The following is a 14,726-nucleotide window of genomic DNA, read 5'->3' as shown; positions in this document are numbered from 1 at the left end:
CGACTGGCAGGGAGACTTGCCGGACTTACCTACTATACGTCAAGTCATCAGGTCCATGTTGTCTATCAAAGGGGAATTTACACAATAATTTGGACTTGACCAGTTGAAGGAGGATAAAAATAATGGCAAAGGGGCATGTTAGACCAAGAGGAAATAATAAATGGCAATTAGAAATAGATTTAGGCAGCTATGTGGACCCAAAAACCGGGAAGAAAAAACGAAATCGCAAATATAAAACAATTATCGCAAAAGGACAACGACAAGCAGAGCGAGAACTTGCTAAATTTGTTGCTGAGGTAACCGGAGATGGATACTTTGAACCGGAGAAAATCAATTTTGTTGATTTTGTACAAAACGAATGGATCCCAAAATGCGCTAAAAAACGTTTGGCCCCGACAACTTTTGAAAATTACATGGAATGTGTTAGAAATCGAATATTACCTGCTTTCCAATATTTAAGAATGGACCAGATAAAACCAAAACATATCATAGATTTTTTGGATAACCTTGAGGAAAACGGTATGAGAATGGACGGCAAAGGAGGAAAATTGTCCAGTTCTCGAATTTACTATCATTACCGAATATTAAATAACATTTTTAACTTTGCACAAGAAATTCAAATCATTAAAGAAAATCCTGTGAAAATGGTTAAAAAGCCAAAGGTAGAGTACAAAGAAACAGAGGTATATACGGATGAGGAGGTAGCTCATCTTTTGGAATGTTTGGAATCTGAAACACAAGTACCACACTGGCAGATCATCATTAAACTCGCGATCATAACTGGGATGCGACGATCCGAATTGTGCGGTCTGGAATTCAAGCATTTTGACTATGAAAACAGGATCGTACATGTTAGGCAGGCTTTGACATATACAAAAGAAAACGGATATGAGATCCACGAAATACGGAAGGGAAACCGAACGGCACGGCAAAGAGAGATCCATATCCCCCTCTCGTTGGCGGCTGAAATCAAAAAGTTGGAACTGCAAAGAAAAAAAAGAGCGATTAGCATCATCAAAACCTCTTTGGATGGATGGAAAATATAATCTCATTTTGGCACACGAAAACGGGCAACCCTATCACCCACGATCCGTCCAAAGATGGTGGGAGCGTTTTATCGAACGACACAATCTGAAATATATCAATATCCATGCACTCCGGCATACGTCAGCCACCATTCTGATTAACCAGGGGGTTCATGCAAAAATTATTTCGGAACGTTTGGGCCACAGTGACATAAAAACAACCATGAATATTTATGGACATGCTATGAAACAGGCTGACAAACTGGCAACAGAAAAATTGGAAAGTGTACTAAAAAGATCAGCAAAAAAATCAATATGAACCATCAAAAAACATTTAATTTTTCCGTTTTGCCGGCAAAAAGTCGGCAAAAACAGATTTTTAAAGAAAAAGCGCGGTTCATGATTTTCTCAAGAACCGCGCTGTATCAAGGACTTTCGATGATGATTCCGACTGGGCTCGAACCAGCGACCTCCACCCTGTCAAGGTGGCGCTCTCCCAGCTGAGCTACGGAATCATGTGCTGTTGAACACATTTTTTATTATATGGATGAGCCTTATCTTTGTCAAATACTTTTTAAAAAAATTTTTCTGAATGGTGCCGGGCGTTATACGCTTATGCATAGCATATGGCGGGGGAAATCGCCAACCGCCGCTTGTTGCGCGCTGACGCAGCGCCGCATATGGCCATGCTATATGTCTATGTTTTGTTTTTCCATCATCTGCTTTTTCTGTGGCGATGTGCATAGCGGCGGAAACATTCCGGCTGGCAACATAAACGAAAAGGTATGCGCTGACCGCTTTTTTTGCGCATACCTTATTTATTTTAACGGGCAGAAACGGCCGGTGTTTCTTTGACATGGGATAAGGCTTGCTCGAAATCGGCGATTAAATCGTCCGTGGCTTCAAGCCCGACGCTGAGGCGCAGCAGGCCGTCCGTGATGCCGCGCCGCTCCCGTTCTTCCTTTGGCATTGCCGCATGCGACATTTTGGCAGGATATGATAAAATCGATTCGACCGCACCTAAGCTGACGGCAAATACCGGGATGCGGACATGTTTCACAAACGTCCGGGCCGCTTCTTCATCGGCAAGGCGGAACGACAGCACCGCGCCAAATCCGGAGGCTTGATAGCGCTGGACCGAATGGCCGGGATGGTGCGTGAGTCCCGGGTAAAACACTTCTTCCACTTTCGGATGGCTGGCTAAATAGCGGGCGATAGCGAACGCGGATTCCGACGACTGCTTGAGGCGGACGTGCAGGGTTTTCAGCCCGCGCAGCACGAGCCATGCATCTTGCACGCCCAGCACCGCCCCAAAAGCGTTTTGCAATTTGTACAGCTGTTTCGCAAGCTCCTCGTCTTTGACAACAGCAAGGCCGGCAACGACGTCGCTATGCCCTGCCAAAAATTTCGTCGCACTGTGGAGAACGACATCGACACCGAGATCAAGCGGGCGCTGCAGCGCGGGAGTCATAAACGTATTATCTAAAAACGTTAAACATCCGTTTGCTTTTGCCAGCTTAACGATGCCGCGAATATCCGTCACTTTTAAAAGCGGATTCGATGGCGTTTCGACGTAAATGACTTTGGTGTTCGGGCGGATATGGGACGCCACTTCATGCAAATCGGTCATATCGACAAACGTATATTCAATGCCAAAACGGCTCAATACTTCGGTAATCATGCGGTACGTGCCGCCATAAACGTCTTCCGTCACGAGCACATGATCCCCTTTGGACAGAAGGAGAAAAGCGGTGGAAATCGCCGCCATTCCGGATGAGAAGGCAAAGCCGCGCACCCCGCCTTCTAACGCTGCGATCGTTTCTTCCAGCGCTTCACGCGTCGGATTGCCCGAGCGGCTATAATCATATTTGCCGAATGTGTCAAAATCAAATTGATGGAACGTGGAAGCGTGCTGGATCGGCACGCTGACTGCCCCCGTTTGCGGGTCCGTTTTCCATTTGTTATGGAGCAGTTTCGTTTGAAAAGAGACGCGTTGTTCCATCTTTTTACACCTCCTTCATTTTTTGCAGCGCTTGCGACAAGTCGGCTATTAAATCTTCAACATGCTCGATGCCGACAGAGAAGCGGAGCAGCCGGTTACAGACGCCATTGGCGATGCGGATTTCTTCCGGAATATCCGCATGCGTTTGCGTCGCCGGATACGTAATAAAGCTTTCGACTCCTCCCAGACTTTCCGCGAACGTGATGAGGCGCAAGCTTTGCAAAAAACGGTTCACCCATTTTTCCTCGCGCAGTCGGAACGACAGCATGCCTCCTCTTCCCGGATATAACACGTCGGTTATATCTTCATGGGCTGCTAAAAATTCGCTGATGCGTTTCGCATTTTCTTCATGCTGGCGCATGCGGAGCGCCAGTGTCTTCATGCCGCGGATGAGCAGCCATGAATCAAACGGCGAAAGCACGGCGCCAATAGCGTTTTGATATTCCGCGAGCCGCTGACAAAGATCCTCCCCCCTTGCAACGACAAGACCTGCCAGCACATCGTTATGGCCCCCTAAATATTTTGTCGCGCTATGAATGACGATATCTGCCCCTTGCTCGATCGGACGCTGGAGAACTGGGGTGTAAAACGTGTTGTCAACAATGAGCAGCAGCCCATGTTTTTTGGCGAGCTTCGCGACTTCCGCAATATCCGTTTCCTGCATTAATGGGTTTGTCGGCGTCTCCAAAAAAATGGCTTTCGTTTTTTCAGTGATCGAGTTTTCGACCAATTGCATATCGCGAAAATCGACATATTGGAAAGACAAGCCGTATTTTCGCCAGCCCCGCTCAAATAAACGATATGTCCCCCCGTATAAATCGGCGGAAACGAGAAATTCATCCCCGCTTTCAAACAGCGCAAGAACCGTCTGAATCGCGGCCATGCCGGAGCTGAACGCGTAGCCTTGATCACCGCCTTCCAGCTTTGCGATCGCTTCCTCCACGATTTTCCTCGTCGGGTTGCCAGTGCGAATATAGTCAAATCCAGTAGACTGACCAATCCCTGCATGCCGGTATGCGGTCGAAAAGTAGACGGGCGGATTGACCGTTCCTGTCACCGTGTCACTGCGGTTACCGATTTGTGCCAACAGCGTTTCCACTTTCTCCATTTTTCTCTCTCTCCTTCTTTCGTAAAATAAAAAAAGTCTTCTAAGAAGAAGACTTTTTCATACGTCCATCAGTGCTTCTTCTTATCTGCCGAATTGAAAGATTCAATTCGCTGGATTTAGCACCTGGCCAATTAATGGCTGGTTGCTGAAGTTTCATAGGGCCAGTTCCCTCCACTTCTCTTGATAAGAATGCATCCCCATTATTCAATTTTCTAATTATTAAAAAATGTACCTCATTTCCTGTAAGTTTTCAAGTATTTTTTTACGCGCTCCTTTTTCAGCAAAAAAGTTTGTTTTTAGATAGCGTATGCGTTTGTTAACATCGTTTAACAAAATATGTTACAATAACAGAAAGACTTTGTTTTGATGGAGGACGACTATGGCAGCAGCAAAAGGGGCAATGCGCGATTATACGGTTTATAGCAGCGAACTTAACGAAGAAATCACGCTTCTTGCCTATTTGCCCAGCACGTTTTCTCTGTTCCATAAACATTCTCTTTTGATCGCGCAAGATGGGAAAGATTATTTTATGTACGGGAAAATAAGAAGCGTCATCGAACAGCTGATGGAAAGCGGCAAAATTGACCGCACGATCGTCGTTGGCATTCCGTACCGCGATGTTAAAGACCGCTATGAGAAATATCATCCGGATGGAAAGAAAAACAGCCGCTATTTGCGTTTTTTGGCGCATGAGCTCGTGCCGTTTCTCGATCAAACGTTCCCGACATACCAAACCGGAAAAGGACGCGCTCTCATCGGCGACTCCCTCGGCGGCACCGTATCGCTAATAGCAGGTCTGTTGTATCCGCATACATTTGGAAAAATTGCGATGCAGTCACCATACATAGACGAAGGCATCATCGCGAAAATCCAGCAGTTTGCCGACCCGTCATTATTGCAGATTTACCATTCGGTAGGCAAAGACGAAACAGCGGTCAAAACGACGGATGGGGACGTGCGCGATTTTATCACGCCAAACCGGAAGGCGAAAGAAGCGTTTTTGCAAAAAGGTTTTTTGTACGAATACAACGAATTTGCCGGCGGTCATGCATGGACGTATTGGCAGCCGGATGTCCCGCTCGCAGTCGGGCGCATCCTTGCTTTGTAAGCACTACAACACTTTTCGGAATTTTGCTATAATGAAGTACCAATAAATCATTAAGGAGGGATTTTTTTATGAAATATGGCATTGTTTTATTTCCTTCAAAACGAATACAAGACTTTGCCAATTCATATAGAAAGCGCTACGATAGCCATTACGCCCTCATTCCGCCGCATTTAACACTAAAAGAGCCTTTCGAAGCCGATGATCAGCAAATTCAAGAAATGGTGAAAGAATTGCGCAAAATCGCCGCAGAAACCGACGTCATCCCGTTAACAGTGACAAAGTTCAGCTCCTTTTACCCAGCAAGCAATGTCATTTATTTAAAAGTGGAGCCGAATGAACCGTTGCAGCACCTCTATGAACGGCTTCACAGCGGGATTTTTGCCGCTGAACCGGAATATGTATTCGTCCCGCACATCACCATCGGCCGCGATTTGCCAAGCGCTGAATACGCCGATGTGTATGGGCAGCTTCGGATGCAAAACGTTCATTTCGTGGAAACCGTTGACCGCTTCCATCTTCTCTATCAATTAGAAAACGGCTCATGGACGGTATATGAAACATTTCATCTTGGGGGAAAGGAACAGGAGTAGCATGAATGTAGTGATCGGGAAAAAAAGTGATGCTTCTCTATATAAAGATGCATTGTTTGTCCGGCAAACCGTATTTATCGAGGAGCAGCACGTTCCTAAAGAAGAAGAAATCGACGAATTTGAGCAAGACGCTGTACATTTTGTTTTGTACGACGGGGAAAAACCGGTCGGGGCCGGCAGATTTCGCACAATCGATGACGGTCTCGGCAAAATCGAGCGGATTTGCATTTTGCCGCAATATCGCGGCCGCGGGGCAGGAAAGCAGCTGATGGAAACGATCGAGAAGTTTGCCAAAGAACAAGGCATCCGAAAAGTAAAACTGAATGCGCAGACACATGCAGAGCCGTTTTATCAGAAACTTGGATATCATACCGTTTCCGACGTGTTTATGGATGCCGGAATTCCTCATGTAACGATGGTAAAACCGCTTCTTTAAGACCGTATCGGACGGCGGTACGGTCCCTCGCCACCTTTTCCCGCATCCTTGCGCGCTGATCACCGTGTGCGTTGAAGCTCCTTTGCCTCTCCGTCCGGCCCGCTTGCACGATTTCCGCTATGGCATCTCCTTCAAGAAAAATTTTTATCATAGATGCCCGCTTGCTTTATTGCTTTCGCCGCACAGCCGGCAGCCGCGCCTCAGCCATTGTGTTCCCGCTCTGTCCGGCCAGCTTGGGCACAGGAAAACTGCTTTTGCCGCCATTTCTGTGACTTCATCCGTCCGTCGCAACTTGCGGCGCCTTGGCCCGAAAACGGCAACGAGCTCATAAAGCGGCGCATGCCGGCATCTTCCTTTCTCCGTGTTTATTTCGCCATCTTTGGAAATAAACATAAAAAAGGGAGCTCCGATTTTTTTCGAAAGCTCCCTTTCGCTTACTTTTTGCCCAGCATGTCAGCAATCGTGTTGAAGTCAAGCTGTTTACCGTTTTGAACAAGCGTTCGGACGATTTGCTCCTCCAGCTCTTTCGGCACTTTCCGGTTAGCGATTTGCGCGACACGCTGAATCACATGGCGCACCGTTTTTTCATCTTTAAAATTGGCATTTTGCAAGGAATTTGCTAATTCAAATATGTCTTTCATATTGACGCCTGTTTTCTTTTCAATATTTTTGAAAAACTGATTATCCATTTGCACCAAATCCTCCTTCTCCCCTTATATCGTATGAACAGAAAAGCAAAAAGTGCATGCGCTGAAAGAAAAAATACGAGCCGCCCGTTGAATAGAACAGCCCGTACCTGTTGCGTGGCGTTAACCAATAAACGCAGCACCGACAATAATTAACAAAATAAACAACACGACAATCAACACAAAGCTACTGCCATAGCCGCCGCCATAACCGCCGCCATAGCCGTAGCCGCCATAACCTCCACAGCCGTAACTGCAACCAAAGCCCATATGGTGCACCTCCTTACGCTTTGTTACTTTATCGTATTCATTACATTTGCAGCTGGTATAGGCATATGTGGAAGATGTTATCCAAATAATCGAAACAGCTTCGAAAATTCTTTATCCTTCTTCGCAAACCATTTGTTTATATAATCTAAGTTTCCTTGGACATCTTTTAAAAATTGGTTATTTAACTTTTCCATTTCCCGTATTTGTTTATCAAAATCGTTTCCCCACCGTTCAAACAGCTGGATAAACTGTTCATGTCCCTCTTTTTTAGAATTTGCCCATGTTTCCAGCGCTTTTTCCAGCTCCCGGCTCACCGCATTCGCCTCCTTTCTTATCTTTTATGTATGCAATCTAGCCAATAACGTGCCAAGGCATATGAATTCTTTTTTTTCGGCAAAATGTGATAAAGTATAAGCGATACTACTTCGTTCAAGGAGGAATTTCCGTTGAAAGAGCTACAAACTGCTGAACAGTTTCAAGAGGCCATTTCCGGAGAAAAAACAGCAATTGTCAAATTTTATGCGACATGGTGCCCAGACTGTGCAAGAATGAACATGTTTATCGATGATATCGTGAACGAATATGCACAATATGACTGGTTCGAAATGGACCGAGACAAATTCCCGGATCTTGCTGAGAAATACCAAGTTATGGGCATCCCAAGCTTGCTCGTCTTCCGAAACGGAGAAAAAATCGCCCACCTTCACAGCGCCAACGCGAAAACGCCAGAAGAAGTTAAACAATTTTTGCAGTCATTAACCGCATAAGCTTATTCCAGCAAAAAAAGCCGCTTCCATCGCGGCTTTTTTCCATCAACATTGCACGGCCATGCGAAAATGCATCCATCATTCATCCTCAGCCACTTCATCATCTTTTGGCTGGCGTGCGTCATTGCCTCCGCTATGCATAAATTCGATCGATATTTCTTCATCCGTCGTATTCGCGCTTCGTTGGCGATCACTTTTCCTCAATTCGATCATAATTTCTTCGTCTGTCGTCCGAATTCGTTTTTGTTCCACGGTTACATTCCTCCTTCAGTTTTTTAAAAATGGCGCCACTTTTTGCAACAATGCTTGCATTTTTTCCGCATTTGCTTCATATAGCGCTTTTGCTTCTTTTGACTCTGTTTGCAGCGCAAATAATTCAAAATCCGCTTGCACTTTTTTGATCGCCGCTAACAGCAGCTTCTTCTCTTGCGGCTCAGGAATCTGGATTTTATCGTTATACAAGTCGATCGTCAGCTGCCCATAAGAGTCCACTTGGCCTAAAAACACGTTCTCGATCGCTACACCTTGTTTGTCCAGTTCCTGCTTGAGCCAGCCGCGGTTCAGCCCCATCGTCGCAAGCGGTTCATCCAAAATCATGCCATCCATAATCACCGTTTGCGGCTCTTTTTCTGACGGCGGGTTTGGAAATACGTCGCCGACGGTTAACGGCTGTTTTTCCCGTTTCAACAGCACGTTTAAATCGCCGTTTGGTTCCAAAACAGCAAATTCGACGTCCGCAATGCGAAACACGTCTTTTTTGCGGAGCTGTTCAAGCAGTTCATCTACTGTATACTTTTCCCGCTTTAAATTTTCCTCTAATATTTTTCCATTTTTGATAAACAAAGTGGAATTTCCTTCGACAAAATCACGAAATTTTTTATTTCTTAAAGAAAGGCGGGCAATTAACACCGGAAATAGCGACCAAATTAAAATGCTTGTAATGCCTTCTTGCAAACTAATGCCTAAATCCATTGACATTGTGCCGGCAATATCGCCGACGGTAATGCCGACAATGTATTCAAAGAAAGACAGCTTCGATAATTGTTTTTTTCCAAGTATGCGCGTAATAATAAACAGGCCAAGCAAAATGGAAATCGAACGAATAGCTACTTCTAACCATACAGGCATCGATCATGCTCCTTACTTTCCGTGATATTGTGGCTCCTCCCATTCCAGTTTGCCGATGCGCTTTTTGATGTCGGCGATGATTTCTTCTGTCATCATCATCGCCTCATGAAACGCCCGCTGCGCCTTTTCGTCTTGTGAAATGAGAGCGAGCTCTTGCAGTCCGGCATGAATGCTTTTTAAACTTGCTAAACTTTGTTTTACTTGTGAAGCAACAGTCATGTTTTCCCCCCTTATCCTTTTGGCCGGAATAAAAGGGCGCCGATAAATCCGAATACAATTGCCGCCGAAATGCCTGCACTGGTGACTTCAAACATCCCTGTCAGCACCCCGATAATGCCGTGTTTTTCCGCTTCCTGGAGCGCTCCGTGGACGAGCGAATTGCCAAAGCTGGTAATCGGAATAGTGGCACCGGCGCCGGCAAAATCAATGAGCGGTTCGTACAAACCGAAACCATCTAAAATCGCGCCGGCGACAACCAGCGATGCCAACGTGTGTGCGGGAGTTAGCTTGAACACATCCATTAAAATTTGCCCAATCACGCAAATCAGCCCGCCGACAACAAAAGCCCAAAAAAACATTGCGCTCATGGTCCATCACCTCCATGTTCAATCGCCACCGCATGAGCAATGCAAGGAATCGTTTCATTTTGCTGGAACGACAGCGGCGATAAAAGGGCGCCAGTCGCGACCACGAGAATTCGTTTTAACTCTCCCCGTTTCATCCGGTTTAACAAATGCCCGTATGCCACAACAGCGGAGCAGCCAGCGCCGCTTGCACCGGATAACACGGGCTGGCCTTCCCGGTAAATGATCAGCCCGCAGTCTTGATAACGCTCTTCCTCTATATTCATTCCGTGCTGGCGCAGTAAATCGAGCGATATTTCCCGGCCGATTTTCCCTAAATCGCCGGTGACGATTAAGTCATAATAAGAGGCGTCAATTTGCATATCGCGCAAATGTGCTTCGATCGTATCCACTGCTGCCGGCGCCATCGCCCCTCCCATATTGAACGGGTCGCTCAATCCCATATCGACAACCCGGCCGATCGTCGCCGACGTGACGCGCGGCCCATCGCCATAAGTACTTATGAGGGCCACTCCTGCCCCTGTCACCGTCCATTGGGCAGTTGGCGGCTTTTGCCCTCCGTATTCCGTCGGATAGCGGAATTGTTTCTCCACCGCCGCGTTATGGCTTGCCGCCCCGGTCAATATATAGTCTGCCCCGCCATGATTCACAATAAAAGCGCTTAACGCTAATCCTTCCATTGAGGTCGAGCAGGCGCCAAACACCCCTAAATACGGGGCGCCGATCGTTCGCGCCGCAAAGTTTGTCGGCGTCATTTGGTTGATCAAATCACCGGCAATGATCAATTGCACTTTTTCTTTCGCTATTCCGGCTTTTTCCATCGCTTTAAACATCGCTTCTTCCAGCAGCACTTTATGCGCTTTCTCATATGATTGCTCACCGAGCCACAAATCCTCATGAAGCAAATCGAAATCGTCGGCGATGCGGCCGTTTGCCTCGAACGGCCCCCCGACTGTCGCTGTGGATAAAATGGCCGGTTTGTTCTCAAACACCCATGTCCGATGTCCCTTTAACATTACAAACCACCCCATTTCGTTGCGACCGTTTTAACTAATGCAACGACAAAGGCGGCAAATGTGCCGAATAAAATAACCGAGCCTGCCAGCTTGAACATATTCGCGCCGACCCCAAGAACAAATCCTTCCGTCCGATGCTCAATCGCTGCTGAAATCACCGCATTGCCAAAGCCTGTAACAGGAACGGCGCTGCCCGCCCCGGCGAATTGCGCAATCCGGTCATAGACCCCAAGCCCGGTGAAGATCATGGAAAGAAATACCATCGTCGCTACAGTGGGATTCCCCACCGTTTGCTCCGTAAAATCAAAAAAGTACATGTAAAAATACGATATCGCTTGCCCAACCGCACAAATCAACCCGCCAACAAGAAAAGCGCGAACACAGTTTTTCGCGACAGGACGTTTCGTTTCCCGTTCTTTCTCGAATAAATGATATTCTTGCTGTGTCGAAGTAAGTCTTTTCCTCTTCTCGTTTGCCATCATACCACCCCTTATGTGCGCTCTTCGCTTAGCTGCCTGATCTTTTCAATTTGTTGATCGGCTTTTTTCTCATTCCAGTCTTTGTTTCCTATTTTTCCGCGAAGTTCTTTTGTTTTCCAAAATATTTTTAAATCACTGGATGAAACAATTTGGTAATTGGGAAACAAGTGCATTAATTGGCGATCAATTTCTTTTTCAATCTGCTTGCGGTAAAAACGGTGCATATGCTTGATTTGATAAGCAACAAGCAATTTTTTGCTTGTGTTAACAGCAACAGCGTCTTTTATATCCTCTCTTGCCTTAATGCGGGCAGCCGCTTGTTCTGCCGTTTGCTGATTGATGTGATCCGGTTGCATGTCCCCGTTTGTATTTGTTTTCATAAAACCGGACCCTTGCAGCGACTGCTGTTTCACTTCCCGTTCTTTCGCGCAGCCGCTTATCCATACGCAAATAACGATTGTTGCAAACAACCATTTTCTCATGCTCATCAACCCATCCATATATGTATTTTCGTTGGAAAAAGGTTGGCATGCACCAACCTTCCCCCTTATCGTTTGCAAAACTCCGTTCTCGTATCGCTGTCTCCTGATTGCGAATGCTTTTATTGCTGTTTATATTGCGGTTCTTCGTTTTGAATTTCTTGCACGCGAGAGTTAACTAAATCAACGATCGCCTGCGTTTGTTGCGCCGCCTGCTGGTAAAGTTGTTTCGCTGCTTGGTTTTCCGTTTGCAGCGCGAATGTTTCAAAGCTTGCCTGGGCGGCTTTTAAACCTGCCAATGTTTGTTTTACTTGAGTTGCAACAGTCATCCACTGTTCCCCCTTGCTGTGGTGGTAATATCGATTACATTTGTTAGAATGGATTTTTTTCGGAAAAATATAATTGTCATTTTTTACAAAAAAAAGACTTCCCAGTGAAACGGGCAGTCTTTAACACATCTTTACTTTATTATTTTTTCCAGAGCAACCGCGGCAATGGATAGGCATTCATCAGCAAAAATGCCTCGCCCAGCCGCTCGTGCTTTCCAAATCGGTACCGATGCCACATGTTTGCAATGGCAAAAAAGGCAAAAGAGCCGACAGCAAGCTGATGATTTTGGCTTTCAAAACGCTTAACTACTATTCCCCGCTATCCCGTTAAATCCAAGAAAAAGGCTTTCTTTCTTCTCCATCATCATGCGTTGTTTCGCCATGAGCGCCCTCAGCTGCTTCTTCATCTATGCGATGCGGAAACAGCCACGGATCGCGGATGCGTCTTTTCGGAACAATCACCACATCATCCGCATGAATGATTAGCTTACCGACATGAATAACACGAGGCTTTTTACGATTGGACACTCCCATTCCTCCCTTCCTCTCGCCTAGTTGCATTGTTAGACTATGCAGTTAGGCGGATAGAGGTATAGGCATTTTTCACATCTCACTCACTATTTCTTTCTGATTGTTCTGCCGCAGCCGCATCCCCCTGCCCGCTTCACGGCTTTAGAAGAAGGCGCTCTCGTTACTTTAATGGGCTGAAATGCTGAAACCCGCTTTTTCATCATCCATAACCTCCATGCCTTTAATGTACTTTATAGTTTATGTGGCGCGGACAGAATGTGTTTCTCCTTTTTTATCACGATTTGATTTTCCGACATATATAAACGAAAAGCATGCAGGCCCGGCAAACGCCCCCGTTCATTGCGGCTGCTCCTTGTTTCGCCAGCATCCGTCACCGGTCTCCCGATGTTATGAATCGAACTTTTCCATTACCCACTCCATAAAAGAAGCTCCCCCAGCAATCGCCAATATCACAAGGAGCGGATGAAAGATAATGGGATAGAACATATTACCGATATAAAGAACAGCAGCACACCAAATCCCTGTACACCAATAGCAGCTCAGCAGCTCTCCGACCCAGCGGCGCAAACCGCTTCCCTTAACGCTTAAAAATGATTGGACCGTTCCATCTGGCAGTATTTCTTCCACCGTTTCGTGAAATGGCTTCCGCAAAAATGCGGTAATCGAATCGTACATCATTAATCTCGTTAAGCGAAACGTGCTTAAAATAAAAAGAAAAAGCTCAGTAACGGTCACGTTGCTCTTCTTCTCCTTTCTCTAAAAGCCCGATCAATGCAAGGGAAACAACCTCCTTTCTCGGAATGACATCCTCTCCGAAAACGGTGTCGATAATGATTTCCGTTCCATCGTACTGGCGGATGATTCCTTCTCTTTCTCCGTCCGTACTAATGAGCTTGCATTTTATATTGGAAAGATGCGCTGGGAGATTGGCCAAAAATGACAGCTGTTCTTCGAGCGACATCTGTTGAAATTGTTTTTCCTGCTGCTGGTCAAGATTTTTTTCGTCAAATCCTTTACTTCTTACTTTTTGCCCGGCGGCGGCTCTGCTTTGAAACGTCCGCTGCATGTAAGCGACCACACGGTCCAGCTTTGGCTGCACGATATAAAGAAGCGGCTTATTTTCAACCATGTCACGCCGTTCCATTTATCATCACCTCCTTTTTTCGGCTGTTGCTTTATTATATGTATGCCGTTTATCGCAAGAATTGCCCAGAAGTTTGTCAAAAAAACAAGCTGCTCCTTTTATCAAGGAACAGCTCGCCAGTTTGTTGTTGCAGCAGCGCTTTCCGCTCCAAGACGAGCGTGCCGCAGCATTCACTGATTAATATCCTAAAATATGATATCCAGAATCGACATGGATAATTTCGCCCGTAATGCCACGCGACAAATCGCTAAATAAAAACAGCGCCGTATCGCCGACTTCTTCTTGCGTCGTCGTGCGCCGGAGCGGAGCGCGTTCTTCAATTTGTTTTAAAATCGCGTTAAAATCGCTAATTCCTTTTGCCGACAGCGTCCGAATCGGTCCGGCCGAAATCGCGTTGACGCGGATGCCATACTTTCCTAAATCGTTTGCTAAATATTTAACACTGGCATCCAACGACGCTTTCGCCACTCCCATAATGTTATAATTTTGCACGACGCGCTCGCCGCCAAGATAGGTTAATGTTACGATGCTTCCACCTTCCGTCATCAGCTCTTTCGCTTCTCTAGCAACCGCGGTTAAGGAATAGGCGCTGATGTTGTGGGCTAGCAAAAATCCTTCGCGGCTTACTTTCATATATTCTCCACTTAAATCTTCTCTGTTCGCAAACGCAATGCAATGGGCAACCCCATGAATGACGCCGACTTGCTCCTTAATTTGCTGGAAACACTGGACAATTTCCTCATCTTTCGTCACATCGCAAGGAAGAAGCAGGGAGCTTTCATCTTCCAGCGTATCTACAAGGGAACGAACCTCTTTTTCAAAACGCTCACCGGCGTATGTAAAAATAAGACGCGCCCCCGCCGCATGCAAAGATCTCGCGATTCCCCAAGCGATGCTGCGCTTATTCGCCACTCCCATCACAACATATGTGCGCCCTTTTAATGATAAATTCATTCGCCATCCTCCTATATCGATGAAATTAATATTTGTTATTAGTACCTAGTATTAACTTTATTATATGATAAGTCTTGCCGAAAGTAAATG

The 14,726-nt window shown here is 46.1% G+C and carries 23 protein-coding genes, 1 tRNA gene, 1 pseudogene and 1 riboswitch; of the genes and pseudogenes, 6 read left to right on the top strand and 19 right to left on the bottom strand.

Features of this window, described 5'->3' with window-relative positions; genetic code table 11:
- Positions 1-122 precede the first annotated feature (122 nt).
- Both AOT13_RS07605 and AOT13_RS21375 read left to right on the top strand, forming a co-directional pair.
- Complete coding sequence (locus tag AOT13_RS07605) at positions 123-1,046, top strand: site-specific integrase (protein WP_052518158.1); 924 nt, start codon at positions 123-125, stop codon at positions 1,044-1,046.
- Positions 1,030-1,344 (top strand): site-specific integrase, encoded by a 315-nt coding sequence (locus AOT13_RS21375; RefSeq protein WP_052518160.1) that lies wholly within the window; start codon positions 1,030-1,032, stop codon positions 1,342-1,344. Before AOT13_RS07605 ends, AOT13_RS21375 begins: the two co-directional genes overlap by 17 nt.
- A 123-nt stretch (positions 1,345-1,467) precedes the next feature.
- Here the strand turns inward: AOT13_RS21375 and AOT13_RS07595 are convergent.
- The 3 genes from AOT13_RS07595 to AOT13_RS07580 form a co-directional block, all read right to left on the bottom strand.
- Positions 1,468-1,540: transfer RNA gene (locus AOT13_RS07595), tRNA-Val, on the bottom strand.
- Between the two features lie 308 nt (positions 1,541-1,848).
- Positions 1,849-3,027 (bottom strand): cystathionine beta-lyase, encoded by a 1,179-nt coding sequence (gene metC / locus AOT13_RS07585; protein WP_003252265.1) that lies wholly within the window; start codon positions 3,025-3,027, stop codon positions 1,849-1,851.
- A 4-nt stretch (positions 3,028-3,031) separates the two neighbouring features.
- Positions 3,032-4,135 (bottom strand): methionine biosynthesis PLP-dependent protein, encoded by a 1,104-nt coding sequence (locus AOT13_RS07580; RefSeq protein WP_003252267.1) that lies wholly within the window; start codon positions 4,133-4,135, stop codon positions 3,032-3,034.
- A gap of 78 nt (positions 4,136-4,213) precedes the next feature.
- Positions 4,214-4,325, bottom strand: a riboswitch (SAM riboswitch).
- Between the two features lie 189 nt (positions 4,326-4,514).
- Here AOT13_RS07580 and AOT13_RS07575 point away from each other — a divergent pair.
- The 3 genes from AOT13_RS07575 to AOT13_RS07565 all read left to right on the top strand — a co-directional run bounded on the left by AOT13_RS07575 (position 4,515) and on the right by AOT13_RS07565 (position 6,269).
- Positions 4,515-5,243 (top strand): alpha/beta hydrolase, encoded by a 729-nt coding sequence (locus AOT13_RS07575; protein WP_003252269.1) that lies wholly within the window; start codon positions 4,515-4,517, stop codon positions 5,241-5,243.
- Positions 5,244-5,311: 68 nt separating this feature from the next.
- On the top strand, positions 5,312-5,833 hold the full coding sequence (locus tag AOT13_RS07570; protein ID WP_003252271.1) for a YjcG family protein: 522 nt from the start codon (positions 5,312-5,314) through the stop codon (positions 5,831-5,833).
- Position 5,834: 1 nt separating this feature from the next.
- Entirely contained in the window at positions 5,835-6,269 is a 435-nt protein-coding gene (locus AOT13_RS07565) for a GNAT family N-acetyltransferase (protein ID WP_003252273.1), read from the top strand.
- Between the two features lie 147 nt (positions 6,270-6,416).
- Here the strand turns inward: AOT13_RS07565 and AOT13_RS07560 are convergent, their stop codons facing one another.
- From AOT13_RS07560 to AOT13_RS07550, 4 genes and pseudogenes are all read right to left on the bottom strand, one after another.
- Positions 6,417-6,662, bottom strand: coding sequence for a hypothetical protein (locus tag AOT13_RS07560; protein ID WP_042383585.1), 246 nt, complete (start codon positions 6,660-6,662; stop codon positions 6,417-6,419).
- Between the two features lie 41 nt (positions 6,663-6,703).
- The gene (spoVIF, locus tag AOT13_RS07555) at positions 6,704-6,958 is read right to left on the bottom strand and encodes a sporulation-specific transcription regulator SpoVIF (RefSeq protein WP_035502289.1); all 255 of its coding nucleotides are present in this window, start codon (positions 6,956-6,958) and stop codon (positions 6,704-6,706) included.
- A gap of 120 nt (positions 6,959-7,078) precedes the next feature.
- Positions 7,079-7,144, bottom strand: a pseudogene (locus tag AOT13_RS20955) (YjcZ family sporulation protein); the annotation flags it as partial.
- A gap of 158 nt (positions 7,145-7,302) precedes the next feature.
- Complete coding sequence (locus AOT13_RS07550) at positions 7,303-7,539, bottom strand: hypothetical protein (RefSeq protein ID WP_003252278.1); 237 nt, start codon at positions 7,537-7,539, stop codon at positions 7,303-7,305.
- Between the two features lie 132 nt (positions 7,540-7,671).
- On the opposite strand from AOT13_RS07550, the gene AOT13_RS07545 reads away from it, so the two are divergent.
- A complete protein-coding gene (locus AOT13_RS07545; protein ID WP_003252281.1) occupies positions 7,672-7,992 on the top strand; it encodes a thioredoxin family protein in 321 nt (106 codons plus the stop codon).
- A 78-nt stretch (positions 7,993-8,070) separates the two neighbouring features.
- On the opposite strand, the gene AOT13_RS20450 is transcribed toward AOT13_RS07545, so the two are convergent.
- From AOT13_RS20450 to fabI, 12 genes are all read right to left on the bottom strand, one after another.
- On the bottom strand, positions 8,071-8,244 hold the full coding sequence (locus tag AOT13_RS20450; protein ID WP_013401428.1) for a hypothetical protein: 174 nt from the start codon (positions 8,242-8,244) through the stop codon (positions 8,071-8,073).
- Between the two features lie 15 nt (positions 8,245-8,259).
- On the bottom strand, positions 8,260-9,120 hold the full coding sequence (locus tag AOT13_RS07540; RefSeq protein ID WP_003252282.1) for a DUF421 domain-containing protein: 861 nt from the start codon (positions 9,118-9,120) through the stop codon (positions 8,260-8,262).
- Between the two features lie 12 nt (positions 9,121-9,132).
- Entirely contained in the window at positions 9,133-9,339 is a 207-nt protein-coding gene (locus AOT13_RS07535; RefSeq protein WP_003252284.1) for a DUF1657 domain-containing protein, read from the bottom strand.
- A gap of 11 nt (positions 9,340-9,350) precedes the next feature.
- Positions 9,351-9,707, bottom strand: a complete 357-nt coding sequence (spoVAE, locus tag AOT13_RS07530; protein WP_013401429.1) for a stage V sporulation protein AE — start codon at positions 9,705-9,707, stop codon at positions 9,351-9,353.
- Positions 9,704-10,720: a stage V sporulation protein AD gene (gene spoVAD, locus AOT13_RS07525; protein WP_003252288.1), complete on the bottom strand. Its 1,017-nt coding sequence runs from the start codon at positions 10,718-10,720 to the stop codon at positions 9,704-9,706. Before spoVAD ends, spoVAE begins: the two co-directional genes overlap by 4 nt.
- The gene (gene spoVAC, locus AOT13_RS07520) at positions 10,720-11,199 is read right to left on the bottom strand and encodes a stage V sporulation protein AC (protein ID WP_003252289.1); all 480 of its coding nucleotides are present in this window, start codon (positions 11,197-11,199) and stop codon (positions 10,720-10,722) included. Before spoVAC ends, spoVAD begins: the two co-directional genes overlap by 1 nt.
- An 11-nt stretch (positions 11,200-11,210) precedes the next feature.
- Complete coding sequence (locus tag AOT13_RS07515; protein ID WP_232511577.1) at positions 11,211-11,681, bottom strand: YhcN/YlaJ family sporulation lipoprotein; 471 nt, start codon at positions 11,679-11,681, stop codon at positions 11,211-11,213.
- 119 nt (positions 11,682-11,800) lie between these two features.
- Positions 11,801-12,007 carry a DUF1657 domain-containing protein gene (locus AOT13_RS07510; protein WP_003252293.1) on the bottom strand — a complete coding sequence of 69 codons (207 nt, stop codon included), beginning with the start codon at positions 12,005-12,007 and terminating at the stop codon, positions 11,801-11,803.
- A 327-nt stretch (positions 12,008-12,334) separates the two neighbouring features.
- Positions 12,335-12,541, bottom strand: a complete 207-nt coding sequence (locus AOT13_RS07505) for a hypothetical protein (RefSeq protein ID WP_003252295.1) — start codon at positions 12,539-12,541, stop codon at positions 12,335-12,337.
- A 384-nt stretch (positions 12,542-12,925) separates the two neighbouring features.
- Positions 12,926-13,273 (bottom strand): DUF1360 domain-containing protein, encoded by a 348-nt coding sequence (locus AOT13_RS07500; RefSeq protein WP_003252297.1) that lies wholly within the window; start codon positions 13,271-13,273, stop codon positions 12,926-12,928.
- On the bottom strand, positions 13,260-13,682 hold the full coding sequence (locus tag AOT13_RS07495; protein ID WP_013401434.1) for a hypothetical protein: 423 nt from the start codon (positions 13,680-13,682) through the stop codon (positions 13,260-13,262). The genes AOT13_RS07500 and AOT13_RS07495 overlap by 14 nt, the downstream gene beginning before the upstream one ends.
- 177 nt (positions 13,683-13,859) lie before the next feature.
- A complete protein-coding gene (gene fabI, locus AOT13_RS07490; protein ID WP_003252300.1) occupies positions 13,860-14,636 on the bottom strand; it encodes an enoyl-ACP reductase FabI in 777 nt (258 codons plus the stop codon).
- Positions 14,637-14,726: the final 90 nt, after the last annotated feature.

The organism is Parageobacillus thermoglucosidasius (genome assembly GCF_001295365.1).
Taxonomy (GTDB): Bacteria; Bacillota; Bacilli; order Bacillales; family Anoxybacillaceae; genus Parageobacillus; species Parageobacillus thermoglucosidasius.
Note: the sequence above shows the minus strand (reverse complement) of the source record. Positions and strands in the feature narration are given on the sequence as shown.